22 protein-coding genes and 1 tRNA gene are annotated in these 24,695 nt (G+C 69.8%); 15 read left to right on the top strand and 8 right to left on the bottom strand.

Translation table 11 applies throughout. From position 1 onward, the window contains the following. The first annotated feature begins 1 nt into the window (after position 1). The gene (locus tag KY661_RS12665; RefSeq protein WP_075007267.1) at positions 2 to 1,651 is read left to right on the top strand and encodes an ATP-binding protein; all 1,650 of its coding nucleotides are present in this window, start codon (positions 2 to 4) and stop codon (positions 1,649 to 1,651) included. A gap of 1 nt (position 1,652) precedes the next feature. Here KY661_RS12665 and KY661_RS12660 read toward each other — a convergent pair whose 3' ends face one another. Continuing rightward, positions 1,653 to 3,575, bottom strand: coding sequence for an MXAN_5187 family protein (locus KY661_RS12660; protein ID WP_225410457.1), 1,923 nt, complete (start codon positions 3,573 to 3,575; stop codon positions 1,653 to 1,655). A 156-nt stretch (positions 3,576 to 3,731) separates the two neighbouring features. After that, positions 3,732 to 4,094, bottom strand: coding sequence for an HPF/RaiA family ribosome-associated protein (locus KY661_RS12655; protein WP_075007269.1), 363 nt, complete (start codon positions 4,092 to 4,094; stop codon positions 3,732 to 3,734). Positions 4,095 to 4,239: 145 nt separating this feature from the next. Here KY661_RS12655 and KY661_RS12650 point away from each other — a divergent pair, with 145 nt between their 5' ends. Together KY661_RS12650 and KY661_RS12645 are read left to right on the top strand one after the other, a co-directional pair. Further along, a complete protein-coding gene (locus KY661_RS12650; RefSeq protein WP_225410456.1) occupies positions 4,240 to 4,602 on the top strand; it encodes a response regulator in 363 nt (120 codons plus the stop codon). A gap of 54 nt (positions 4,603 to 4,656) precedes the next feature. Further along, positions 4,657 to 5,097, top strand: a complete 441-nt coding sequence (locus KY661_RS12645; protein WP_225410455.1) for a DUF2007 domain-containing protein — start codon at positions 4,657 to 4,659, stop codon at positions 5,095 to 5,097. Positions 5,098 to 5,107: 10 nt separating this feature from the next. Here the strand turns inward: KY661_RS12645 and KY661_RS12640 are convergent, their stop codons facing one another. Further along, the gene (locus tag KY661_RS12640; protein ID WP_398577187.1) at positions 5,108 to 5,998 is read right to left on the bottom strand and encodes an N-acetylmuramoyl-L-alanine amidase-like domain-containing protein; all 891 of its coding nucleotides are present in this window, start codon (positions 5,996 to 5,998) and stop codon (positions 5,108 to 5,110) included. Beyond that, positions 5,998 to 6,981 (bottom strand): HEAT repeat domain-containing protein, encoded by a 984-nt coding sequence (locus tag KY661_RS12635; RefSeq protein ID WP_225410453.1) that lies wholly within the window; start codon positions 6,979 to 6,981, stop codon positions 5,998 to 6,000. The genes KY661_RS12640 and KY661_RS12635 overlap by 1 nt, the downstream gene beginning before the upstream one ends. 153 nt (positions 6,982 to 7,134) lie before the next feature. Here KY661_RS12635 and KY661_RS12630 point away from each other — a divergent pair, with 153 nt between their 5' ends. Further along, on the top strand, positions 7,135 to 7,452 hold the full coding sequence (locus KY661_RS12630) for a DUF4398 domain-containing protein (protein ID WP_075007273.1): 318 nt from the start codon (positions 7,135 to 7,137) through the stop codon (positions 7,450 to 7,452). A 10-nt stretch (positions 7,453 to 7,462) separates the two neighbouring features. After that, positions 7,463 to 8,863, top strand: a complete 1,401-nt coding sequence (locus KY661_RS12625) for an OmpA family protein (RefSeq protein WP_225410452.1) — start codon at positions 7,463 to 7,465, stop codon at positions 8,861 to 8,863. Between the two features lie 57 nt (positions 8,864 to 8,920). On the opposite strand, the gene truD is transcribed toward KY661_RS12625, so the two are convergent. From truD to KY661_RS12610, 3 genes are read right to left on the bottom strand one after another with little or no spacing between them, the layout of a single operon-like run. Further along, positions 8,921 to 9,937 (bottom strand): tRNA pseudouridine(13) synthase TruD, encoded by a 1,017-nt coding sequence (gene truD, locus KY661_RS12620; RefSeq protein WP_225410451.1) that lies wholly within the window; start codon positions 9,935 to 9,937, stop codon positions 8,921 to 8,923. After that, positions 9,934 to 11,247 carry a DUF4388 domain-containing protein gene (locus tag KY661_RS12615; protein ID WP_177241395.1) on the bottom strand — a complete coding sequence of 438 codons (1,314 nt, stop codon included), beginning with the start codon at positions 11,245 to 11,247 and terminating at the stop codon, positions 9,934 to 9,936. Before KY661_RS12615 ends, truD begins: the two co-directional genes overlap by 4 nt. A gap of 10 nt (positions 11,248 to 11,257) precedes the next feature. After that, a complete protein-coding gene (locus KY661_RS12610) occupies positions 11,258 to 12,244 on the bottom strand; it encodes a DsbA family protein (RefSeq protein ID WP_225410450.1) in 987 nt (328 codons plus the stop codon). 67 nt (positions 12,245 to 12,311) lie between these two features. Between KY661_RS12610 and KY661_RS12605 the strand changes: the two genes are divergently transcribed. Beyond that, on the top strand, positions 12,312 to 13,364 hold the full coding sequence (locus KY661_RS12605) for an asparaginase (protein ID WP_225410449.1): 1,053 nt from the start codon (positions 12,312 to 12,314) through the stop codon (positions 13,362 to 13,364). A gap of 78 nt (positions 13,365 to 13,442) precedes the next feature. Beyond that, a complete protein-coding gene (locus KY661_RS12600; RefSeq protein WP_075007279.1) occupies positions 13,443 to 14,354 on the top strand; it encodes a GGDEF domain-containing protein in 912 nt (303 codons plus the stop codon). A gap of 31 nt (positions 14,355 to 14,385) precedes the next feature. Here KY661_RS12600 and KY661_RS12595 read toward each other — a convergent pair whose 3' ends face one another. Then, on the bottom strand, positions 14,386 to 15,978 hold the full coding sequence (locus tag KY661_RS12595; protein ID WP_225410448.1) for a HEAT repeat domain-containing protein: 1,593 nt from the start codon (positions 15,976 to 15,978) through the stop codon (positions 14,386 to 14,388). A gap of 130 nt (positions 15,979 to 16,108) precedes the next feature. On the opposite strand from KY661_RS12595, the gene rpsU reads away from it, so the two are divergent. The 8 genes from rpsU to KY661_RS12555 form a co-directional block, all read left to right on the top strand. Further along, entirely contained in the window at positions 16,109 to 16,303 is a 195-nt protein-coding gene (gene rpsU, locus KY661_RS12590) for a 30S ribosomal protein S21 (protein ID WP_002614080.1), read from the top strand. Between the two features lie 93 nt (positions 16,304 to 16,396). Further along, entirely contained in the window at positions 16,397 to 16,855 is a 459-nt protein-coding gene (locus KY661_RS12585; RefSeq protein ID WP_225410447.1) for a GatB/YqeY domain-containing protein, read from the top strand. Between the two features lie 285 nt (positions 16,856 to 17,140). Then, positions 17,141 to 18,946 carry a DNA primase gene (gene dnaG, locus KY661_RS12580; RefSeq protein WP_225410446.1) on the top strand — a complete coding sequence of 602 codons (1,806 nt, stop codon included), beginning with the start codon at positions 17,141 to 17,143 and terminating at the stop codon, positions 18,944 to 18,946. A gap of 88 nt (positions 18,947 to 19,034) precedes the next feature. Further along, on the top strand, positions 19,035 to 21,155 hold the full coding sequence (gene rpoD, locus KY661_RS12575) for an RNA polymerase sigma factor RpoD (RefSeq protein ID WP_075007283.1): 2,121 nt from the start codon (positions 19,035 to 19,037) through the stop codon (positions 21,153 to 21,155). Positions 21,156 to 21,235: 80 nt separating this feature from the next. Further along, positions 21,236 to 21,520, top strand: coding sequence for an MGMT family protein (locus KY661_RS12570; protein WP_225410445.1), 285 nt, complete (start codon positions 21,236 to 21,238; stop codon positions 21,518 to 21,520). Positions 21,521 to 21,608: 88 nt separating this feature from the next. Continuing rightward, positions 21,609 to 21,681, top strand: a tRNA-Ile gene (locus tag KY661_RS12565). 1,118 nt (positions 21,682 to 22,799) lie between these two features. Continuing rightward, entirely contained in the window at positions 22,800 to 23,714 is a 915-nt protein-coding gene (locus KY661_RS12560; protein ID WP_225410444.1) for a DUF2381 family protein, read from the top strand. Positions 23,715 to 23,736: 22 nt separating this feature from the next. After that, positions 23,737 to 24,695: serine/threonine-protein kinase (locus KY661_RS12555; RefSeq protein WP_225410443.1), on the top strand; the 959-nt coding region annotated here is incomplete at its 3' end.

Raw genomic sequence — 24,695 nt, 5'->3', positions numbered from 1 at the left:
CATGCGCCTGAGAACCCGGCTCGCGCTGGCCTTCGCCGTGCTGGCGCTGGTGCCGCTGGCGGTGGTGGTGCCCCTCACCATGAGCCGCCTGCGCACCACGCTCTCGCGCGAGCTGGACGCGCGCATGCAAGGGGCCACCACCTCCGCCCAGGAAGGGCTGGAGCGCTCCGCCGAGCGGGCCCGCCGCGCCGTGGAGGAGTTGGTGGAGAGCACCGCCATGGAGGACCTGGCCCGCGAGGCCCGCGAGCGCCCCACCCAGGCCATCCAGGCGGGGACCGCCGAGGGGCTGATGAAGAGCCGGAGCCTCACGGTGCTCAGCCTCTTCGACCGGCAGGGCACCACGCTGTCCTCAGGCCACCTGCCCGCGCGGCGGGGAGACCCCGACCCGGCCCTCTTCGCCGTCACCCAGCAGAAGTCCCCCAAGCCCGTCCCCGTGCGCGTGAGCGTGCGCGGGGACAGCGGCCTCCGGGAGATGCCCGCGCTCGTCACCGCCCGCCCGGTGGACTACGGCGACTCACGGCTGTGGGCCGTGGGCGGCGTGCTGCTGGACGAGGGGCTCGCCCAGCACCTGGCGCGGCTCACCCAGGCCGAGGTGTCCCTGCTCTCGCAGGGCACCGTGGTGGCCCGGGCCGGCAGCGCCACGGCGCCCACGGTGGAGCGCGTGCTCCCGCTGGGAGACGTGGCCGCGGTGCACCTCGTCTTCAGCCACGCGGCGGCGCATGAGGCCGAGCGGGGCGTCATCAACGCCTTCCTCCTCATGGCCGCGCTGGGGCTGGGCTTCTCGGTGCTGCTGGGGCTGCTCGTGGCCCGCCGCATCACCCGGCCGGTGGAGGCGCTCACGGAGGGCGCCCGCCGCGTGGCCGAGGGCTCGCGCGAGGTGCAGGTGACGGCCGAGGCTGGCGGCGAGGTGGGCGAGCTGGTGCGCGCCTTCAACCACATGACGTCCGAGCTGCTCACCACCACCGAGCAGCTCATGGCCAGCGAGCGCATCGCCGCGTGGCAGGAGGTGGCGCGGCGGCTGGCCCACGAAATCAAGAACCCCCTCACCCCCATCCAGATGTCGCTGGAGACGCTGCTCGCCGCCCAGAGCGCCCAGGACGCGCGCTTCCCGGCGCTCTTCCGCGAGAGCGCGGGGGTGGTGCTGGAGGAGGTGGACCGGCTGCGCCGCATCGTGGACGAGTTCAGCCGCTTCGCCCGGCTGCCCAAGCCGCAGATGGCGCCGGTGGACCTGGGCGAGCTGGTCCAGAGCATCCTGTCGCTCTACGCCACCCCGCCCCCGGGCATCACCCTGCTGCCCACGCTGCAGACGGGGGTGGTGGTGCAGGCGGACCGGGATCAGCTCACGCAGGTGCTCGTCAACCTGGTGAAGAACGCGGAGGAAGCCCTGGCGGAGCGGGGCGGCTCGGTGCGCGTGCGCGTGAAGGGCACGCAGACCGACGCCCTCGTGGAGGTGGAGGACACCGGGCCAGGCATTCCGCCGGAGCACCGCAGCCGCATCTTCGAGCCCTACTTCACCACCAAGCAGGGGGGCACCGGGCTGGGGCTGGCCATCGCCGCCCGGATTCTCCAGGAGCACGGCGGCAAGCTGGAGGTGGGCGGCGAGCCCGGCGAAGGGGCCCGCTTTAGCCTCGTGCTCCCCCGCCAGGAGTGAGTCAGTCCTTGACGGGGGTGGCCTTGAGGGCCGCCTTGCCCTCCTTCACGTACACCTGGAAGCGCACGGTGCGGCAGGTGTACTTCTGGACGAGCTGCTCCTTGTTCTTGCGGAGCTTCTGCACGAACTTGTCGTAGGTGAGGCCGTCGGCCTGCTCCCCGCACCGCTCGCGGGTGAGGACGAACTCCCGGAAGACTTCCTGGAAGTGGTAGTCCTCCTCCGAGAAGGCATCGGCCACGTTGCCCATGAACGTCGAGGCCCCGGGCAGCGACGAACCCGGCAACGGCACGGCCGCCCCGGCGGCGGGGGACACGGCCCAGGGCACCGACGCGGGGCCGGGCGCGGGCACGGGCGCCGTGGGGTAGGTGTCCGCGAACGGCATCGGCATCTCGCGGGTGGGCGGGCGGACGGAGGCCTGGAGCAGTTCGCGCGGAATGGTGGCCACGCGGGTCGTCTCCGGGCTGTCAATCGTCGCCGCGGCGGCGGCCATCGGATCCGCGGCCTGCTGGAGCGTGTACGCCGCCGTGGGGATCTCCTCGAAGGAGAACGCGCCCGCGCGCGGCGAGGCGGTGGAGAACGCCGGGTCCTCGATGGACGGCAGCACGGGCGAGAGGCCCTGCTCGGGATCAAAGGGGACGACAGCCCCGGCTTGCAGGGGCTGCGGCTCGGGCGCGGGCGGAAAGGGGAACGCCTCCTCGGGGGCCGGGGCCGTGTAGCCGTTCTCCGGGGGAGGGGCGGCGCCGAACGGCAGGTCCGGCGAGCCACCGGGCAGCCCGGACGCCTCGGCCAGCGGCGTGTGCAGGGTGTTCTCCAGGCTCTGCGGAGAGGACCCGAGGTTCATCGCGGACACCGGCTCGGCCCCCAGCGCGGGCGCCCCCCCGGGGGTGGAGGCCTGCGCACCGGCCAGGCCCAGCGTGTCCCGGCTGCCGGAAGCCGGCGCCGCGGCCTGCCGCCGGGAGGAGCCCATGAGCACGGTCCACAGCAGGCTCAGCCCCAGCAGGCCCGCGAGGCCCATGAGGGCGTTGCGCTGATAGTCCGCCAGCGTGCCCAGCAGGGGCCGGGTGCTGACCAGGGCGATCACCTCGTAGGGCGTGCCCTCCAGCTCCCGGCGCGTCCCCACCACCAGCGGCGCCTGGCCGCCCAGGTAGTCCTTGCCCGTGGTGAGCACCGGCAGCTTCACGGGCCCCAGCACCTGGAGCCCCCCGCGCTGCACGACAGGCTGCGAAGCCTTGAGCGTGGTGACCGCGGTCTCGACGAGCTTCGCCTGTCCGCCGCTGGCCACCACCTGGGCCTCCTTCACCAGCCCGAGCGCGGCGGCGCCGGCGCTGACCGCCGGGCTGTCGAGAAGCCCCTCGGGCAGCAGCGGCACGCCCACCACCAGCGTCGCGGCGAGCTGGGTCTCCAGCTGCTCCGCCCCGGGGATGCGCACGAAGTTCCACAGCACCGGCACGGAGGCAAAGGCATGGGGCGCGCCGAACGCCTCCACCACGGCGGGGGCCTCGGCCTGGAGCAGCGCCTTCACGTCCAGCTCCGCGACTTTGTCGTTGCCGGGCTGCCCCACGCGCGCGTGCCAGGCATCCTGCGGCGTGGAGATCGCGAAGAACACGCCGGGGATGTCCTTGGGCAGCAGGGCCTCGGCGGCCGACTGCACGGAGGCGAAGCCGCGGATGTCCTGCTCCTGGGCATTCACCAGTTGCTGCACGGCCGAGACCAGCTCGGGGCTCGCCGCCAACCGCAAGGCCAGGGCCCGGGCGATCGCGCGCCGGCTCTCCAACGTGCGGACCACTTCCGCGGTGCTCGAAGCGGCTTGCGCCTGAGCCCCCTCGACGGCGCGGGCACCCATCGGGCCCGACAGCACGGCGAGGTGAACCAGACCCAGCGCGAGCACCAGGAGTGCGAAAATCAGAAACTTGACGCGAACCATCGCCGTCCTTTGGCCCGAGGGGGGTGCTCGCTTATAGCGTTCACCGCTCCGGCCCAGCAAGAATCGGCATGGCAAGACGCGAGGCGCTCGGGTGCCAAGCGGGCTGCCTGGAAACCCGAGCCCTCGCCCTACTGCTCACCCTCCAGGAGTCCCGGATTAGTAGGTCGGGACGTTCGCCTCGGTATCGTCCGGCAGCCCCTGCTTGGCGCTCACATCGCGCCGCTTGCCCAGGGTGCGCTTGAGGGCCGTCTCCAGACGGTCCCGCACCGCATCGATGGCCTGGTGCAGCGTCTCCGTGGTCTCGGTGACGTGGATGGCCGCCAATCCTGGCAGACGCACCGTCACCCGGCATTCCTTGTCCACGCCCCCCTTGGGGCCATTGATGTCCACGAGCGCGATGTCGATCTCCGCTGCCTCGTCATCACAGAACCGCTCGATATGGTCGACCAGATGCTCCTGCACGTATGACTTCAGCCCGTCCGACAAGGACAGGTGGACCCCTCGCATCAACACCTTCATGGCATCACCTCCGGGCCTGAAGATGGGCAGCCATCCCCCGGCTGGTGAGGGGGACGTTCCCTGCCTGCCTGCCCTCCGGGGAGCCAAGGTCCAGGGCCCCACCCCAGGACGAACGTTTCGCCTCCGGCGTGGGTTGCACGGGTGCATGGATACCGAGCGCATCAAGGTGTTGTTGGTCGAGGACGACGGGGACAGCCGGGAGTTGCTCGCGGAGCTCTTGGAAGAGGAGTTCGATGTCCAGACCGCGGGGGATGGGCTCGCCGGGCTCAAGGCCTTCGAGGAGGAGCATGCCGATGTCGTCGTCACGGACGAGTCCCTGCCGGGCATGTGCGGCACGGTGCTCGCCCAGCACGTGAAGGCGAGAGCCCCGCACACGCGCGTCATCCTCGTCTCGGGCTACTCCCAAGTGGAGGGTGCTGAACACTGCGATGTGGTGTTGCGTAAACCCATCGACGTGCAGCGGCTGTCGGCGGCGGTGGAAAGCCTGGGGGAGGCGGCCAGGCACTGAAACCGCGTGCTAATTTCGAACGCAGTCCCCAGCTTCTTGGGCAGGGAGGCAACGATGAAGTACTGCGTCGAGTGCGGCTCGGAGTACCAAGACGGCGTCACGGCATGTGCGGATTGTCCGGGGGCCCAGCTGGTGGACAAGGAGACCATGCATCAGCGGGGTCTTCCCGTCGCCAATGAACGGGACACCCGGCAGTTCGTCCGCGTGGGAACCGCCGAGGATCCCCTCACGGCGGAGGACTACGTGCAACTGCTGGAGGAGGAACGGGTCCCCGTGTTCACCCGGCCTGGCCGGGCTGGCAGCGTGGACGCGCTCACCACGGGCAACGTGATGCCCTGGTGGGAGATCCTCGTGCCGGTGGAGCACAGCGCCCGGGCCATGGAGCTCATCGCCCGCGAGAAGGACCACCTCCAGGCCACCGAGGCCGAGGCCATCCGCGCGGCCGAAGAGGAGGAGCTCGAGAGCGAGGGCTACACGGCGCCCCCGCCCGCCTGAGCCGAACTGCTCAGGGCGCGCGGAGGGAGGCGGAGGGCTCACGGCCCTCGTCCGTGGGCGGGTGGACCTCGAAGAGGCTCACCCCCGTCACCCTCCATTTGTCGTACTTGGCGTTGCGCGTCAGGAACGACTCCAGGTCCTCATCCACCACCCGGCCATAGCGGTTGCGGGCGGCATGGCGCAGCCACGTCCGCCGCCCTTTCTGCACCACGAAGCCCAGGTGGGTGATGCGCGTGGCCTTGAGGGGCAGGTCCTCCCGGAGCACCAGCAGGATGGTGCCCGTGGGGATCTGCCGCGCGTGCGCCAGGATGCGGTCCAGGGGCAGCATGTTCAGCGAGAACGTCCCCTTGGGCTGCCGCTCCGGGGGCAGCGTCAGCGCCTGCGAGGAGCGCGACTGCCACGTGAGCGAGGTAAGGACTTTCTGCACCCGGACGGTGTCCTCGCCGCCGTAGCGCCGCGTCACGTCCACCACGAAGCCCTTGCGCACGTTGTTCGGCAGCCACTGGGCCTCCATGAGGTGGTTGCGGTCCTCGTACACGGGCGTGCTCGCGTACCGGATGCGCTCCAGCAGGGGGGCCACCTCGGACTCGTCCCGGGCGAGGCTCAGCGCCATCGACTGCTCGACGAACGTCAGACAGTCCACCGCATCCACGCGGAAGGTGGGATCCGGGTCCACCCCCGTGCCCTCCCCCAGCGGGGAGACCAGGTAGGGCGTGCCGAGGAAACGCCCGCTCACGTGCAGCAGCCGCTCGGCGAGCGGCGTGGGAGATTCCAGGGCCAGCAACGCGGCGCGTTGCTCGGGGGACAGCGCGGCCCACCCTCCGGGGGTGGCGGGGGTGGGGGCCGCCGCGGGGGCCTGCGCGAGCAGCAGCGCCGTGGTGAGCGAGACCGCCAGGGCCATCATTTCAGCACACCCGCCTTGCGCAGGATGGCGCTGCGCTGGTCATCGGCGAGCCGGAGCGCCTCCAGCTCCTTCTCGTAGGCCAGCTTCTCCTGGCCTTCGGAGTTGAAGGAGGCCAGCACCAGCCATTCCAGCATCTTCGGCTCGCCCCCCTGGTAGAGGATGCGGGCGGCGCCCGCCGCGAGGGAGCGGTCGGAATCCTCCAGGAGGGGCTTGAGCGAGGCCCGGGCCTTCGGGGCGGGCACCCCCTCGAAGAGCTCCAGCCCCTGGCGGCGCACGAACCGGTCCTGCGCGCCGAGCAGCTTGTGGGCGAAGGCGAACCCCTCGGGCGCGCCCAAGTGGCACAGCCCCCGGGCGGCCGCGAAGCGGGTGCTCTCCGAGTCGCTGGCGAGAAACTCCTTCAGGGTGGCCGCCTGCTTGCTGTCCCCGGAGCGGCCCGCAGCCACCAGCAGCTCGGCGCGCACCTCGGGCTCCGTCTCCGTGCGGGCCAGGGCCACCAGTGTCTTTCCCACCTTGGGGTTGCCGGACAGCCCCAGGGCCTTGGCGGCCTCCTTGCGGACCCCCAGGCTCTTGTCCTGAAGCAGGGGCGTCAGCACATCCACCCGGCGGCTGCGCACCTTCCCCAGCCCCTGGGCGGCATACATGCGCACCGGGCTGTCCCCATCCGAGGCGAGCCGGGCCAGGAACGGCTCGGCCCCCCGGGCCCCCAGGGCCGCGAGCACCGCGGTGAGGTTGCGCCGGGTGCGCTCGTCCACCGTCTTGCGCATCAGCAGCTGAATCTCCTGCGCCGCGTACTCCTCCTCGTTGAGGTATTGCAGCCGGGAGATGGTGGTGGGCACCGGTGCGCCCGTGACGAGCTGCTGGAGCTGGGAATCGACTTCCGCCCGGTGGCGCAGGCGCTTCTGGGCGGACGGGGGCAGCGCCAGGGCGAGCGGGGCAAGCAGGACCAGGGCCAGGCCAGCGAAGCGGAGGGACGTGCGCACGGAGGCGGACGATGACAAGGGGGGCGCCGGCCTGTCAAAATCCTGCCCCTACTTGCTCCTTCGCTTGGCAGACGTGCCCGATTCTTGACCCCCCTGGGCCCGGTTGATACGACCTGAACGTTCGTTTTCCAGCCCTCACCTCAAGGCCTCCCCATGAAGCAGCTGACGGTACTGGTGGCAGTGGCGGGTGTCCTCGCCGGGTGCGGCCCGGTGCGCACCACCGCCAACCTCCTGGACGCCGACGTGCAGATCCAGGCGGCCCGCACCGCGGGGGCCGAGAAGGAAGCCCCGTACGAGTGGACCCTCGCCAACCTCTACCTGCACAAGGCCCGCGAGGAAGTGGGCCATTCGGACTATCAGGCGGGCGTGGACTTCGCCGTGAAGGCCTCCAAGTACGCCAACGAGGCTCGCGAGAAGGCCATGGCCGCGGGCTCCGAGTCCTCCTCCGGCGGTAGCCGCCTCTCTCCCTAGAGCGCCCCTGATGACGCGTCTTTTCCCCTTCGCGCTGCTCCTTCTCCTCTCCGCCTGTGTCAGCGGCTCGAAGATCCGCGCGGACTCCGAAGTCATCCAGGCGGACGTCGAGCGTGCCCGCCGCAGCGGCGCCCAGCGCTGCGCCCCGCGGGAGCTGGCCGTGGCCGAGGCCAACCTGGACTTCGCCCGGGGCGAGCTGAGCCAGGGCAGCAGCTTCCGCGCCTCCGAGCACATCCGCCTGGCGGACACCTCCATCAAGAAGGCGCTGGTGCTCTCCAAGGACTGCGCGCCCAAGCAGGTGGTGGTGCGCGAGAAGCCCGATCAGCCCCAGCAGCCCGCCCAGCCCCAGCCCTCCCAGGTGGTGGTCCGCATCGAGGAGACGGACAGCGACGGGGACGGCGTGCTCGACAAGGACGACCCCTGCCCCGACCAGCCCGAGGACCGGGACGGCTTCGAGGACATGGACGGCTGCCCCGAGCCGGACAACGACAAGGACGGCGTGCTGGACGCGGCGGACAAGTGCCCCCTCATCCCCGGCCCTGCGGACAACGCGGGCTGCCCCGAGGAGACGCCCAAGGACCGCGACGGCGACGGCATCCCCGACAAGCAGGACAAGTGCCCGGACCAGGCCGAGGACCGCGACAGCTTCCAGGACGAGGACGGCTGCCCCGAGCTGGACAACGACGGCGACGGCATCATCGACAGCGCGGACAAGTGCCCCAACGAGCTGGGCCCGCTGCAGAACCTGGGCTGCCCCATCGTCGACAAGGACGGGGACGGCATCAATGATCCGCAGGACAAGTGCCCGGACGAGCCCGAGGACAAGGACGGCTTCCAGGACGAGGACGGGTGCCCGGACCTGGACAACGACGCGGACGGCGTGCCGGATGGCCAGGACAAGTGCCCGCTCGAGGCGGGACCGGCGGAGAACGGCGGCTGCCCGGACGCGGACAAGGACCGGGACGGGATTGTGGACCGGCTGGACGCGTGCCCCGAGGAGCCCGGCGTTCCCGAGGAGAAGGGCTGCGCCAAGAAGTACAAGATGGTGGTCGTCAAGAAGGACCGGATCGAGATCAAGAAGCAGATCAACTTCGGCACCGGCTCGGCGAAAATCATCGGCGCCCAGAGCCAGGCCATCCTCAAGGATGTGGCCACGGTGCTGAAGGACATGCCGATCCTCAAGAAGGTGCGCATCGAGGGCCACACGGACTCGCTGGGCGCCGATACGTCCAACCTGCGCCTGTCGCAGAAGCGGGCCGACGCGGTGATGGCGCAGCTCATCAAGCTGGGCGTCGATCCGGGCCGCCTGGATGCCGTGGGCTACGGCGAGACGAAGCCCATCGCGTCCAACGCGACGAAGGCGGGCCGCGCGGAGAACCGCCGGACCGAGTTCAACATCGTCGAGCAGTAAGGCCGGGGGCCGCCGGGGTGAGGGGCACTTGCCCTCCCCCGCCGCCCGCCCCGTCCCCTACGCTTCCTTGAGCAGCTCGGCCAGCACCTCGGTGGCGTAAGCGCCCCGGGACAGCTCGAAGGACAGCAGCAGGTCCTCGCCCTCCGGAGAGAACACCGGCTGAGCCAGGCGCACCCGGTAGGGCCTCCGGGCCCCTTCCGTCTCCCCCCGTCCCCGGGCGAAGTCCGAGAGCGTCACGCCCTCTTCCACGAGAAGGGCGGCCTCGGCCTCCGCCACGCCATGGGCGGCGGGCGTCATGTCCGGGCCGAACATGGGGCCCGCGGGGCTCACCTCGAACGCGGCGGCGCGGGGCGCATCCACCTCCGGCGCCTCGCAGACGAAGAGGCCTCCGGTCTCCTCCTTGCGGAGCACATCGCCCAGGAGGGCCGTGTCGAAGGTGCCAGCGCTCAGGCGCGCGGCGAGGGCGCGGTTGAAGAGGCGGGACTGGAAGGCCGAGAGGTACAGCTTGCGCTCGAAGCGGTCCGGCTTCCGGGGCAGGCGCTGGCCCAGGAGCAGCGCCTTGCCCAGGTCCGCGTTGTCTCCCTGGCGGCCGAAGCGCTGCTCGCCGAAGTAGTTGGGCACCCCGCGCGCGGCCAGCCGGGAGAAGGCCTCGCGCGCGGCGTCCACGTCCTTCACCCCACGCATGCGCAGCTGGAAGCGGTTGCCCTTCAGGTGGCCCGTCCGAAGCTTGTTGCCATGCCGGCGCGTCCAGAGCACCCGCACGCCCTCCAGCGCGAAGCCGGCCAGCTTGGCCTCGGCCCGCGCGGGCACGGAGAGGAGCTGGCGGGTGACGGCGTGGCGGTCCTTCATGCCGGCCACGCCGATGTCGCCCTCGGGGACCTCCAGGGCCTTCGCGAGCGCGCGCACCACCTCGCGCGTGTCCCGGCCGCGCTTCTCCAGCCAGAGGTAGAGGTGTTCGCCCTGCCCGCTGGGCTCGTAGGCGGGCAGCTCCTCCACCTCGAAGTCCTCGGGAACGAGCTTGAAGGCCCCGCCACATCCGGGGACATCGGCAGTCAGTCGTGGGAGTGAGTTCACGGAATCTTGAGCGTGGAGCGCAGCTCTTTCACGCGCCGGGCGAGGTCCTCGTCCGAGCGGGCCTCCAGCAAGTCGCCGGCCTGGAAGAGCAGGAAGAACATCACGTCGCTGAGCGCCTGCGTGAAGGAGGCGAGCGGCTCGGAGCCGAGGCTCGTGCGGTGGCGCTCGAAGGCCTCGATGAGCCGCTGCTCGGAGAAGGTGCCCTCGGCCGTCAAATCCAACCCCGCGAGCACGGGCGAGGAGGACAGGGCCTGCCCGGAGAGCGCGGCGTTGGCGGAGGCGATGAACTCCCCGTCCATGCCCTGCCGGGCCACCTCGTCGCGGATCTCCCGGAAGATGCGGTTGAAGACGCGGACCACTTCCCGGTGGTCCACCCCTTCGGGGCGCACCGCGGGGATGGGCCAGGCGGGGGTGGGCGGGGACAGCTCCAGCTCCGGCGAGGCCACCAGGGGCTTCTCGGAGAGCAGCGCGAAGCCGCCCTCCAGCAGCCGGAAGACCACCTTGGTGACGTCGAACTCGGACAGCTTGGCCGTGTGCCCCAGCTCCAGCAGCGTGCGCTGGCCATTGAGCAGCGCCAGCACCCGGTCCTCGTCCTCCTCCAGCTTGCCGTCGGAGGGGCGCTTCTTGCCCACGTAGAGCCGCCCATGGGGGATGCGCTTCCGGAAGTGCGCCATCTCGTCGATCTTCCGGATGCTGTCCATCAGCAGGCTCTGCGTGGACAGCTGGATGCTGTGCGTGGACTTGTCCTCCAGCGGGTGGTCGATGAGGAAGAACGAGCCCTCCCGGCACAGGACGAGCGAGTGGAAAATCTCGCTCACCTGGTGGGTGACGCACTTGAAGAGATCGTGCGCCTGCAGGTAGCCCTTCTCCACCAGCGCCCGGCCCACCTTCGAGGGGGGCTGCTCCCGGAGCACTTCCTCCAGCTGGGGGCGCTTCACGTAGCCCAGGCGGATGAGCACCTCGCCCAGCCGGTCCGCGGGGTCATCGGAGCTGGCGCCGCGCACCTCGCCCTCGCGCAGGGTGATGGAGCGCTCGCCGCCGGGGGTGCGCACCCGGAGGATGCCGCTCCAGCGCGCCTGGCTCAGAAAGGCGATGAGGTCCGAGAGGGGAAAGCCGCTGGCATCCCCCGCGAGCACCACGCGCGGCGCGGGCGCCGAGCCGCCGTGCGCGGGGGTGCGCGAGAAGAGCAGGAGATCCGGCGCCGTGGGCATCAGCACGTACACTCCCGCGCGCCCCGCCAGCGGCGACGGCCCCTGGCGGTCCTCGGGGACGAGTTGGGAGGACCCGTCGATGCGAAAGCGGTGCGTCATCCCCGTCCCGTCAGTCCGCGGCCCACGCGTTGTTGTTGGAACGCCACTCCAGCTCGTCCTCCAGGCTGTGGGCGAGCAGCTCCGGATCGAGCGCCAGCGCGCCCGGGTACGGGCGGCCGTTGAAGAAGACCGCCGGGGTGCCCGAGATGTTGGCGGCACGGCCCTGGGTGCGGAAGGTCTCCACCTCATTCAGGTAGGTGCCCACCTTGAGCACCTCCTGCAGCTTCGCGCCGGACAGGCCAATCTTGTCGGCCAGCGCGGGCAGCGCCGCGGGGGAGAGGTTCTGCTGCTGGCCGAAGAGCGCATCGTGCATCTCCCAGAACTTGCCCTGGTCGCGCGCCCACAGGGCCGCCTGGGCCGCGGGCAGCGCGTTGGGGTGGCTGGGCAGCGGGAACGGCAGGAAGCACAGGCGCACCTTGTCCCCCCCCTTCTGGGCGAACTCCTTGAGCAGGGGGCTGGCGTGGCCGCAGGAAGGACACTCGAAGTCGGCGAACTCCGCCACCGTCACCGGGGCGTTCTCCGGGCCCTTGCACATGCGCGCGTCCACCTTCAGGTTCGCGCGGGCCTCGCGGAAGGTGCCGTAGTAGCTGGACAGCCCCACGATGACCTCGGCCGCGGACACGCCCGCGGACACGCTCCGGGCGGCCAGCCGGGCCATGCGCTTGGCGTGCCGGCAGTCCGTGTGCTGCCGCAGGCAGGCCCCCAGGGTGTGCGGGCAGCCGCAGTAGCAGAACTCGTCGCTGAAGATGGTGGCCAGCTCCGCCTGGGCGGACGGGGGCAGCGCCGAGAAATCCATGCCGGGAATCCCCGCGAGCGCCGAGGCCCCCCCCACGGGGGGCGCCGCGGGCGGAGCGGCAGGGGGCGCGGCCGGGGTGGGCCGGGCGGAGGCCGGGCCTTTGTCGGCGGCGGCCTCGGGGTTCTTGGTGCACGCCAGGCCGGTGAACGCCACGGCGGCGATCAGGGGGACGACTCGCTTCCAACAACAGATGAGGGGCACGCGGCGGTCTTAGCCATGCGCGCAAGGCTTGTAAAGCAAGGCGGGCTTTGTCAGTGAGGGGTGGCCCATGCCCAAAGTCCTTCTGCTGCATACCGGGGGAACACTGGGGATGGCCGGCGGGCAGCCCTCGGCCTTGCGCCCCTCGGCCTTCTTCCGGACGTTGAAGCAGCGTGCCCCGGAGCTCTTCCGGCTCGCCGACATCGAGCTGGAGCTGTTCTCCAACCTGGACAGCTCGGAGATGCAGCCGGAGCTCTGGAGCCGCATGGCCGCGCACCTGCACGCGCGCATGCCCGCCTTCGATGGCGTGGTGGTGACCCACGGCACGGATACGCTTGCCTACACCGCCAGCGCCCTGTCCTTCATGCTGAGGGACTTGCCCTGCCCGGTGGTGCTCACCGGCTCCCAGCGCCCCCTGGGGGAAATCCGCAGCGATGCGCGCCTGAACCTCATCGACGCGGTGCTCTCGGCGCTGCACGGGCCGCGCGAGGTGACCATCTGCTTCGACTCCCACCTCTACCGGGGCAACCGCACCCGGAAGGTGAAGGTCTCCGAGTACGACGCCTTCGAGAGCCCCAACTTCCCGGTGCTGGGCACCCTGGGGGTGGAGGCCACCTTCGAGCCGGGCCTGCGCCCCCTCGGCGCCCCGCGCCTGTTCGAGCGGTTGGATCCGCGCGTCTTTCTGCTCAAGGTGTTCCCGGGGTTGGATCCGGCCCTGCCCCTGGCGCTGCTGCCCCACATCCGGGGGCTGGTGCTGGAGGCGTACGGGGCGGGCAACTTCCCCATCGACAAGGCGCTGGGCCGCTCCCTGCTGCCCCTGTTCACCGAGGCGCGCCAGCAGGGCATCCCCGTGGTGGTGGTCAGCCAGGCCTACCGCAACGGGGTGAACCTCACCCTGTACGAGTCGGGGGCCGCCGCCCGCGAGCAGGGGGCCATCAGCGGCGGGGACATGACGCCGTCGGCCGCGGTGGTGAAGCTGATGCAGACGATCGTTTACCACCGCACACCCCAGGCCATCGCCCGGGCCATCCAGACGCCGCTGGCGGGCGAGCTGACGCCGTGGCAGGCGCCCGCCGCTTTTCCCAAGATCCGGAAGGAACGGGTCAAAACTCGCACGTCTTGAGAATTCGCCCCCCCTCCCCGAGATCGGACGTGCGTGAGCTTGCCGCCCAGAAATACCGGCCCTTAAGATGGGGGGGCGATGTCCGATGAGAAAACAGCCGTCCATTCCGTCTCGGACCTGCTGAGCAGCGCTCAGCAGCAGAGCGCCTATCTGATCGTCATCAGTGCGAAGTCCGCGGCGGGCATCGGGCGGATGTTCAAGCTGGACCGCTCCGAGACGGTGCTCGGCCGGAGCACGGAAGCCCAGTTCCAGGTGGAAGACGACGGCATCTCGCGCAAGCACGCGAAGGTGGTCGCCCTGGGCGATGGCCGCTTCCAGCTCATGGACCTGGGCAGCACCAACGGCACCTACCTCAACGGCCTGAGGGTGAACACCGCCCCGCTCTACGACGGGGACAAGATCCAGATCGGCTCCAACACCGTCCTCAAGTTCTCCATCCAGGACCAATTGGAGGAGCAGTACCAGCGCAGCATCTACGAGTCCGCCACGCGGGACGGCCTGACGCGGCTCTACAATAAGAAGTACTTCACGGAGACCTTGCGCAAGGAGTTCGCCTACTGCCTGCGCCACCGGGTGGCCCTGTCCCTGGTGATGTTCGACGTGGACCACTTCAAGAAGATCAACGACGTGTACGGCCACCCGGCCGGAGACTACGTGCTGGCGCGCATCGCCCAGCGCGTGGGGGACACGGTGCGGACCGAGGACCTGCTGGCGCGCTACGGCGGCGAGGAGTTCGCCCTGATGCTGCGCGAGTCGGCCGAGGAGCAGGCGCTCTCGTGCGCCGAGCGGTGCCGGCAGGCGGTGGACCGCAGCGACTTCATCTTCAGCGGCACCCCCATCAAGGTGAGCATCAGCCTGGGCGTGGCGACGCTGCTGGACTCGGACTTCGCGCAGCCGGAGGACCTGCTCGCCTCGGCGGACAAGTACCTCTACCGCGCCAAGCGCGCGGGCCGGAACCGGGTGGACGCCAAGGCCGTCAGCGGCCCGTGAGCCTCGCCCGTCCGCGCCCCCCGGGCAGGCCTCACCGCTGAAAGCCGAGCCTCCGCAGGGCCTCGCGCGACACGTGCTGGACGTGGGTATCCCCATCGCGCTGAACCGCCTCGCTCAGCGCGGAGACCGCGAACGGCCCCCCGAGCACGCCCAGCGCCTGCGCCGCCGAGACGCGGATGGCCGCGACCGTGTCCTGGCGGAGGCACTCGGCCAGCGCCTTGACGTGGTGGGGACGGCCCAGGTGCTCCAGGGCGCTCGCGGCCGCCTGCCGCACCAGGGGCGTGCCCTCCAGGAGGCGCTTGGCGATGGCATCCCCCCACCGCACCTGCCGCCGGAGGGCCGAGACCTCGATGGCCGCCGCGACGACTTCCGGGGCGGGGTCCTCCATGCCCGCGGTCAGGATGCCGGTCAGCTCCGCGCCCCCGGCGCCCCCGGTTCCCAGGGCGCGGAGGGCCCCGGCGCGCACGAGCGCCTCGGGGTCCCGGAGAAACGGCGACACCGCGTCGAGCCGCTGCCGGGGCGCCATGTCACATTCGGAGAGCAGGGCCAGGGCCTCGCCCCGGAGCGCCGGGGACTGGGACGGGCTGCTGGCCACGGCGAGCAGCGCCGGCTGACAGGACTTCTCGCGGGCCACCGCCTCCAGCCAGGGCAGCTGCGCCCCCAGGGGCGCGGAGGTCCGCAGGCGCCGTCCGGCCGCCTCGAACAGGGAGAACCCCTCGGCCCGGGCCATGCCCCGGGCGGCGGACTGGCGCACCAGCCGGTCCGGATCATTCAGGGCCTGCTCCAGCTCCCGCTGCGCCAGGGGCCCATAGGGCCGCAGCGCGGACACCGCGGAGCGCCGCTTCACGGGGTCGCTCGAGGCGAGCTCGCCCTGAAGCACCTGGATTTCCTGGGAGTAGAGGGCCACGAGCCGGTTCACACGGGCTTGGTTGGCCGGCACCGCCGCATCGAGCAGCATCCGCCCCACGGAAGAAGGCCCGCGCTCGGTAGCTGCCTTCAGGGCGGAGGCCACGGCGGCATCGGCGGACTCGGGACGCCCCTCCATCGCGTCGAGCACCACCTGGGCAGGCGTCAGCCCCAGGAAGACGGCCAGATGGGAGAGCGCCTCCTCCCGCACCGTGGCGTCCTCCGCGTACAGCTCCAGCGTCAGGGCTTCCCGGAGGGCCTCCTGGCGAGCCCGGATCCGCTCGGCCGCCGCGGCGCCCCGCTCTCCGGCCTTCTGGAGAAAGGCGGCGGGAGGGCGCCCCGCCTCGGCGGAGATCCGGACGGCCGTGAGGCATGCGGCCAGCTCCGCCTCGCCTTGCGCCGCCAGGACCCAGTCCGCCAGGGCGCGGGGCTCGGAGGCGCCCCGTGTCTTCGCGGTGAGCCGCACGGCCGCCCAGCGCACCCGCCACTGCTCATCCGTGAGCGCCGAGCGCAGGGGCTCGCGGGGCACGGGCCGCAGGTGCCCGAGCGCCACCAGCCAGCCCTCGGGGCGGCCCTGGGTGATACAGGCCTGACAGAGCGAGGCGCGCAGGGCCGGGTCCTGGACGTGGCGCTGACAGGACATCCAGCAGGCGGTGGCCCCCACGCCCCCACGCGGATCGGCCGAGAGCAGCAGGAGAACGAGGAGGGCGGAACTCACGCGGGGCGCACTCTAGTCAATTCCGCACCTCCTTTTTACCCCCTGCGTCCTTGCGTTTTCCGTGCCCCTGGGCCATATCCGCACCCCTTTTCACGACATTTACAAGCCACGGCGGAAGGAGGTGACTGCATTGCCCGGTATCCGAGTCAAGGAGGGTGAGTCCATTGAGAGCGCCCTGAAGCGCTTCAAGAAGGCCACCGAGAAGGCGGGAATCCTCTCCGAGATCCGCAAGCGCGAGCACTACGAGAAGCCTTCCGTCAAGCGCAAGAAGAAGGCCCTCGCCGCCAAGAAGCGCGCGGTGAAGAAGGCGCGCAAGTCGTTCTAGCGTGCCCCCGAAGGGCTGGGGCGCCCCGTCGCGGTGCCCCGGCTCTTCCCCCCGCTGCCGTCCCCTCCCCTTCCCCACGCAGAAAGAGCACCCATGGCCACCCTCAAAGAGCGCCTCGACGCGGACCTGAAGGACGCGATGCGGGCCAAGAACGAGCTGTCCACGAGCGTCCTGCGGATGCTCAAGAGCGCCGTGAAGTACAAGGAAGTGGAGCCGGGAGCCTCGGCCCTGGATGACGCGGGCATCGAGAAGGTCATCGCCGGGCTCATCAAGCAGCGCCGCGACTCCATCGACCAGTTCAAGTCCGGTGGACGGGCCGACCTGGCCGAGAAGGAAGAGGCGGAGATCTCCGTCCTCCAGAAGTACCTGCCCCAGCAGCTCACCGCCGAGGAGCTGACCGCCGAGGTGCAGGCGGCCATCACCGCCGTGGGCGCCAAGGGCCCCAAGGACATGGGCGCGGTGATGAAGCAGGTGAACCCCAAGGTGCAGGGCCGCGCCGAGGGCAAGGCCGTCTCCGAGGAAGTGAAGGCCCAGCTGGCCAAGCTGGCCTGATCCGGCCGCGTTTCCCGGAAGCTGGCCGGAAGCTTGCCCTCCCGCCAGCCCACCGTTAAGGGCTATTCCTGAACCCGTCACGGGCGCCTGCCGGCGCTCCCCGGCGGGCGGGAGCCTGCCCTTGCCCATCCTACTTCCCAGGCGTGAAGCGCGCCCTTGCTGGACGGGTGCCCGGAGCCCCGGGAGCCGCCCTGGAACGTCGGACGGCTCCGGCATGCTCTCCTGCTCTCCTTCCAAGCCCTGGACAGCGCGGTCCGGGCAAGGCGGAGCCGAGGGACGGGCGCCGTGAACATCCCTGAGCACAAACTCGAAGAAATCATCGACCGGGTGGACCTGGCCGGTCTCATCTCCCGCTACGTGGAACTCAAGAAGTCCGGGCGGGAGTACAAGGGCCGCTGCCCGTTCCACCAGGAGAAGACCCCCTCCTTCTACGTCATCCCGGAGAAGCGCTTTTACTTCTGCCACGGGTGCCGGGCGAGCGGGGATGCCGTGTCGTTCGTCCAGCGCTACCTGGGCAAGCCCTTCATCGAGGCGGTGAAGGACCTGGCCCGCGAAGTGGGCGTGGACATCGAGGCGGCGCAGGACCCCACGGCCCGGGAGCGCCAGCAGCTCAAGGAAGTCACGGACCTGGCGGCCGAGCACTTCCGCGCCCTGCTCTGGCAGGACGAGGGCCGCGCGGCCCGGGCGTACCTGGCCAACCGCGGCGTCTCCGAGGAGACCGCCCAGGCGTTCGGCCTGGGGTGGGCGGCCAACGCCTGGAGCCTCCTGGCCGACAAGCTCACCCGGGCGGGCATGGTGGAGTGGGGCGTGAAGGCGGGGCTCGTCCAGCAACGCTCGAACGCCGACGGGTACTACGACTTCTTCCGCAGCCGCCTCATGGTGCCCATCCGGGCCCCCGAGGGCCGCCCCATCGGCTTCGGCGGCCGGCTGGTGGGCGCCGACGAGGGGCCCAAGTACCTCAACTCGAAGGAGTCCCGGCTCTACAACAAGAGCGACACGCTGTACGGCATGGACCAGGCCCGCGACGAGATTCGCCGGCGCAAGTCCGCCATCCTGGTGGAGGGCTACTTCGACTGCATCGGCCTGCACCAGGTGGGCGTCCGCCATGCCGTGGCCCTGTGCTCCACGGCGCTCACCCCCGGCCACCTGCAGGCGCTGCACCGGGGCGAGGCGCGGGAGCTGGTGCTGCTGCTGGACGGCGACCAGGCGGGCCTGAATGCCGTCGAGCGGCTGGCCGGCCCCCTGGTGGCCGCGGGGGCGTCCACCCGGGTGGCGCTGCTGCCGCAAGGGGATGATCCGGACACCTTCGCGCGCCGGGAAGGGGTGGAGGGCGTGGAGCGGCTGATCCAGGAGGCACAGCCCCTGACGGGCCACCTCTTCACCAGCGTCCTTCCCCAGGGGGCGCAGGCGAGCTTCGAGGAAAAGATGGCGGCCATCGAGCGGCTCAAGCCGATGACGGCCCAGATTCCTCCGGGGCTGGTGCGCTCGGCCTTCCTCAACGCGGTGGCCGCGCACTTCAGCCTCCCGGTGGGAGACCTGGAGGGGGCCCTGCGCTTCAAAGCGCCCCCGAAGCCTGCCCCCTCCCCGGCCAGGCCTGCCCCGGTGGCCCCCCGGAGCCCTCCCGTCCGCCCGCCGGACGCCCTGGAGTCCTTCTACGTTGCCGCCGCCCTCCGGGAGCCCCGGCTGGTGGCCCGGGACACCTTCCGGGCGTGTGATGACTTGTCCCACCCGGGGCTGCGCATGGTGCTGGCCCACGCCACCTCCGGGCAGGGCGCCGAGGACGCCCTGTTCGAGGCGCCGGAGACCGTGAAAAAGGCCCTGGAGGCCGCCCTGCGGCAGCTGCCCGAGGCAGGCGCCCCTCTGGAGGGGGCCTTCCTCGCGGTCTGCCGCAAGCTGATGCTGCGGCGCATCGACGAGCAGCTTGGCTATATAGAGAAAGCCACGAAGCAGGCTCCGGGAGCCTACGACTTGACCGAGGAGACGCGCCGGTTGCTTACCGAGCGCGTGGAGTTGCTGGCCTTGAAGAAACGCGTCCTCGACGAGCTCCGCCCCGCGCCTACGGGAACAAAGGCCCCAATGCAACCGGTTTGAGTTCGCGTTTGTAAGTATCCTGCAATTTGCGATAGATCGGCCGGCTCGCTCCAGGCCAAGCACCTGTTTTCTAAGGAGAAGTACCCGAATGCCGACGCAGAAGCCCTCGAAGGGGTCCGTGAAGCCCAAGAAGAAGGTGGATCCGGTGATCCGCAAGAAGAAGGCTCCGGAGAGTGTCGCGGCAAAGGGCGCCAAGGCGGCTGCGGCCGCTGAGGAGCTTGCGAGCGCAGAGGCCACCGAGAAGGCCCTCGAGAAGCTCAAGAAGCGCAAGGCCGTCACCGAGGCCTCCGCCGACGACATCGATCCCGAGGAAGCCGCGGAGGAAGCCGCCGCCGCCGTCGAGGTGGACCCCGACGCCGTCGAGGACGAAGTCGAGGAGGAGGCGATCGCCGAGCGCAAGGAAGTCAAGGACCTGCTGGCCGCGGGGCGAGAGAAGGGCTTCCTCACCTATGACGAGGTGAATGACGCGCTGCCCGCGGACATCGTGTCGTCGGATCAGATCGACGACGTGATGAGCATGTTCGGCGACAACGACATCGAGATCGTCGACGCGCAGAAGGCCGCTCAGTCCAACGAGATCAAGCCCACCGTGGCCGTCGAGGAGGAGAGCAAGCAGGACGCCGACGCCGACGACGACGACGAGGACGATGAGCCGGGTGGCAAGTCGAACGACCCGGTGCGCCTGTACCTGCGCAAGATGGGCAGCGTGAGCCTGCTCACGCGCGAGGGCGAAGTGGAGATCGCCAAGCGCATCGAGGACGGCGAGAAGGAAGTGCTGCGCGCCATGCTGGCCTGCCGGGTGGCGGTGGCGGACATCCTCGACATCGGCAACAAGCTCAAGACGGGCAAGCTGCGCGTGCGCGACGTCATCAAGGACGCGCCCGAGGAGGCCCAGGCCGAGGGCGCCGAGGAGGCCCCCGAGGAGGGCGTCGAGGGTGAGCAGCCCCAGCAGCTGGCGCAGAGCGAGCTCAACAAGATCGAGCAGATCAACAAGCAGATCGAGCGCTTCCGCAAGTTCGCCAAGGACTGCGAGGTGCTGGAGGAGGACCTCTCCGGCAAGAAGAAGCTCACCGATGTGAAGAAGAAGGAAGTGAAGCAGGAGGTGAAGGACCTTCGGACCAAGATGATGGAGGTCCTGGAGGAGATGCGCCTCAACAAGAAGCAGGTGGACCGCATCGTCCTCAACCTCAAGCAGCTCATCGAGCGGGTGGACAAGGCCGAGGAGGAGCTGCGCGACCTGGAGCGGCGCAACGGCGTCTCCATGAAGGAGCTGCGCCCGCAGCTCAAGGAGTCGCGCGACAACCCGAACACGGCCAAGAAGCTCCAGAAGCAGCTGAACTTCACCCCGGAGCAGCTCGAGGCGCTGGACCGCGACGTGCGCACCGCGGTGCGGAAGATCAAGCGCGTGGAGGAGGAGGCCAACCTCCCCGTGGACGCGCTGCGCCGCAACTACGACGCCATCCGCCTGGGTGAGCGCCGCGCCGAGCGCGCCAAGAGCGAGCTGGTGGAGGCGAACCTGCGCCTCGTGGTGTCCATCGCGAAGAAGTACACGAACCGCGGCCTGCAGTTCCTGGACCTCATCCAGGAGGGCAACATCGGCCTGATGAAGGCGGTGGACAAGTTCGAGTACAAGCGCGGCTACAAGTTCTCGACGTACGCCACGTGGTGGATCCGCCAGGCCATCACCCGCGCCATCGCGGACCAGGCACGCACCATCCGCATCCCGGTGCACATGATCGAGACCATCAACAAGCTCATCCGCACCAGCCGCTACCTCGTGCAGGAGATTGGCCGCGAGCCGACGCCCGAGGAGATCGCCGAGAAGATGGAGCTGCCGCTCGACAAGGTGCGCAAGGTCCTGAAGATCGCCAAGGAGCCCATCTCCCTGGAGACGCCCATTGGCGAGGAAGAGGACAGCCACCTGGGCGACTTCATCGAGGACAAGAGCCTGGTGTCGCCGGCCGACGCGGTCATCAACATGAACCTGGCGGAGCAGACCCGCAAGGTGCTGGCCACGCTGACGCCGCGCGAGGAGAAGGTGCTGCGCATGCGCTTCGGCATCGGCGAGAAGAGCGACCACACGCTGGAAGAGGTGGGCCAGGACTTCGAGGTGACGCGTGAGCGCATCCGTCAGATTGAAGCCAAGGCGCTGCGCAAGCTGCGCCACCCGAGCCGCTCCAAGCGCTTGCGCTCCTTCGTGGAGAGCTGAGCCAGACCGGTTGAAATGACAGAAGCCCCCGCGTCCTCATGGACCGGGGGCTTCGTCATTTCTAGAGTCCGGCGGTGCCCGTGACGCCTCCCCTCCCCTTCTCCGAAGCCGTGCGGCGCGCGGTACGCGCCATTCCCCGGGGCCAGGTGCGCTCGTACGCGCAGGTGGCCCTCTACGCGGGCAAGCCCGGGGCGGCGCGCGGGGTGGGCCGGGAGCTGAAGACATTGGAGGGGGTGCCCTGGTGGCGGGTCATCCGCTCGGATAGGACGCTGGCGCCCGCGGTGGCCCCTGAGCAGGCCCGGCGGTTGAAGGCCGAGGGCGTCCAGGTGAAGCGGAGCGGAGAACACTTCCGCGTGCAGACCTGAGCCCTACCGGGCTGGGGGCCGCCTCACCTCTTGTCAGCGGCACGGACTGAGGGATACTCCTTCCGCGTCGCAGCGCGTTGTTTGTGAAGGGCCCTTAGCTCAGCGGTTAGAGCTGTCGGCTCATAACCGATTGGTCCCCGGTTCGAATCCGGGAGGGCCCACTCGCCGTAACCCCTCCCCACGCCTCGGGATTTTCCTCCGAGGCGCTGGGGCGGGAAGCTCCCCTCGCCGCGTTCCGCACCACCGGCGCACCATGCCTCCTATGACGTGGCACCTTGCTCCTTGCCTTTGATACCGTCAGTGGCTCGCGGGGAATGCATCGAGGAGTGCAAGTGAATGGGCGTGCAGCACTGGCCATCCTCGTGAGCCTGTTGCTGCCGCTGCCACTCGTCTTCTTGCTGAGCGGTGGGCTGCTGCCCGGCTTGCGTGAAGGAGGAGCCGGCAGCAACCGCGTCAGCCCGGTCCTCACCGCCGAAGCCCGCATGAGGCTGACGACATACCGTAGCGACTGCGGGCTCAGCTCGGAGTGTGAGCCTCCCCTTGGCTGCGTCATGGAAGCCCGCGCGAGACGGCAGTACTGCATCGACAGCCAATGCACCCAGGACACCGAGTGTCCCGAAGACCAGAGCTGCCGTCCCATCGCTTCTTCGGGCGGCGGCCCCTTGGTAAGGCTCTGCATTCCCACGGGCGTGAGGAAAGAAGGCGAGCACTGCATCGCGCTGCCAGAAACCCGGGAAGCAGCCTGCGCCCCCGGTCTTCTCTGCGGCTCAAAAGAGGGGTGGTGCGCTCAGCCCTGCCGGAAGGAAAATGCGACGGTGTGCCCGGAGGGCTTTTTCTGCGCGGACACGGAGCCAGAGCCACTGTGCCTGCCCACATGCAAGGCCAAAGGATGCCCGCCAGGGCAGCGTTGCATTCATGGTGCCGAAGGCGCCTCAGCGTGCGCGGAAGTCTACGGACCTGATTGCCAACAGAATCCTTGTCCCAGAGCCGGTGAGTGCCAAGTGAGCCACGACTCGACGCGCCCCGGCAAAGTGTGGCTGGAATGCGTTGAGCGGTGTGGTGAAGGCTACCCTCCCTGCAGTGCGGGGCTGATCTGCGATGCATGGGTGTGCAGAGTCCCTTGCAATTCGCAAGATCCTCATCCCTGTATGAAAGGCTACCTTTGCAAGCAGAACAGGCCCGGAAGGCCCGAGGTTTGCCAACCGGAATGAATGGGACTCAAACGCCACCACCCTCTCGGGTCTGCTAGTCTGGGGGTTACCTGGGAGGTCCCCCCGCTTTGCTCCAACCCTGCATCGTTCCCATCGCACTTGCCGCTTTGCTGATGGGCCTTCCTGCTGCGGCACAGGCCGCGCCCGTAGAAGGCCCGGCTCCGCGCTCCATCGTGCTCACGGGCAAAGCGGGCGAGTCTCCCTTGCTTTATCTCGCGCCTGGCACCTTCACTTTCATCCTCTTGGACGCGCCGATCCTCCGCGAGTCCGTCGAGGTGGAAGACCGCGCCCGATTCGCGCGGGTGGATCCATCCGATCAGGGCATCACGCTTGCGCTCAGGGCGCCACTGGCTCCCACGGAACGGCTGGCGCTCCGGTTCACCTACCGCGAAGGTTCCCCTTCCAGTGCCGTGTTCCTGCTCACGGGGCGAGCCGGTGAAGCGGACACCGTGGTCAACGTAAGCCGCCCGCCACAAACCGTGGAGGCGTGCCGTGTGGAACTGTCCGTCACACGCGAGCGCTGCGAGACGCAGCGCCAGGAATTGGAGGCGTTGAGGGCCCGCTCGCTGACAGTGAGTCCGGCCGCCGTGGCGCTCGCGGAGTTCGTGGACAAAGAAGGCATGAGGACTAGGAATTTCAAGGAGTCATGCTTCGATGCGCCGGGAGAGTTTCTCCCCACCCGGTGCAGGGCGCTCGGGGCATCCACGTGGACCGTGTTTGTCTTCGAAGTGAGCAACGGCGGGGCGGCGCCTTGGGCGCCCGCGTGGGCCGAAGTCACGCCCGACTCTGGAGGGGTGCCACGCCGCGCCCGTGCGGTGCTCGCCAGACGGGCCACCATTCTCCCAGGGGAGGAGGTGAGCGTGGCTGTCGAGGTGGAAATGCCAGTGCGTAAGCCGCAAGAATGGCTGAGGGCGCCGCATGCGTTGAGGCTGTGTGACGCCGCCGGAAGCCGCTGTCTGTCCTTCTCCCGGGTGCTGCTGTAGCAACAGGCGAGAGGTGTCTGGCGTGAAGGTGGAGAGGGTGGCTCAAGTGGACCCAAGGGATCTCAAGCCCGGCCAGTGGGTGGACGGCTGGCGCATCGTGCGGCGCATCGGCAGCGGCGCCTACGGGGTTGTCTACGAAGTGGAGAAGGACGGGCAACGCTTCGCGCTCAAGCTGGCCTGCCACCGTGAGCAGAGTGGAGACCCGAGACAGACGGACGCACGCGCGAAGCGCGAGGTGGCCTGTCTCCAGCAACTCCATCACCGCCACATCATCCGCATGTGGGCACATGGCCGTTGGCCAGAGCCTCGCTCAGGCTTTCTCTACATCGTCCTCGATTTCGTGGACGGCTACACGCTGGGGCAATGGGTGGAGCGAACCCACCCAACGCCGCATGAAGTGGCCGTCCTGTTCCTGAAGCTGTTCGACGCATTGGAGCACCTGCACGGGCGGGGTGTCCTCCACCGGGACTTGAGCTTGCGGAACATCATGGTCTCCCAGGACGGGGAACCGGTGCTCATCGACTTTGGTGCGGCGGACTACACCACCGCCGAGGAGCTGACGGATGCCCCATTGCCTCCCGGGACACCTCGCAACCGGAGCCCGGAGGCCGTGAGTTTCTGGACGGCCAACCGTCACAACCCCGAGGCGCGTTACCCCTTCAAGGCGACCGACGACATTTTCGCGCTCGGAGCCAATCTCTACGACGTGCTGACGGACCCCTCACCCGAGAGCAGCAAGAAGCGGCCCCCGCTCGGAGGAGTGATGCCACCGCCCTCTCCCTTCAAGGTGACGCAAGGGCGCGTTCCGCAAGAGTTGAGCGCCCATGCGATGCACCTGATCGCCAGCGAGCCCAGGGCGCGGCCTGCGACCGCGAAGGATGCGCGGCGTCCGCTGGAGGAATTCGCTCGATTCGAGCGCCCCGAGTGGCGAGGGCTCCCCATTCACCCAGTCGCCTCGCAGCTCCCGCCAGAGCCCGCCAA

It is taken from the genome of Allostigmatella hybrida (genome assembly GCF_020103775.1).
Lineage (GTDB): Bacteria > Myxococcota > Myxococcia > Myxococcales > Myxococcaceae > Hyalangium > Hyalangium aurantiaca.
This window is presented reverse-complemented; position numbering and strand designations above follow the sequence as displayed.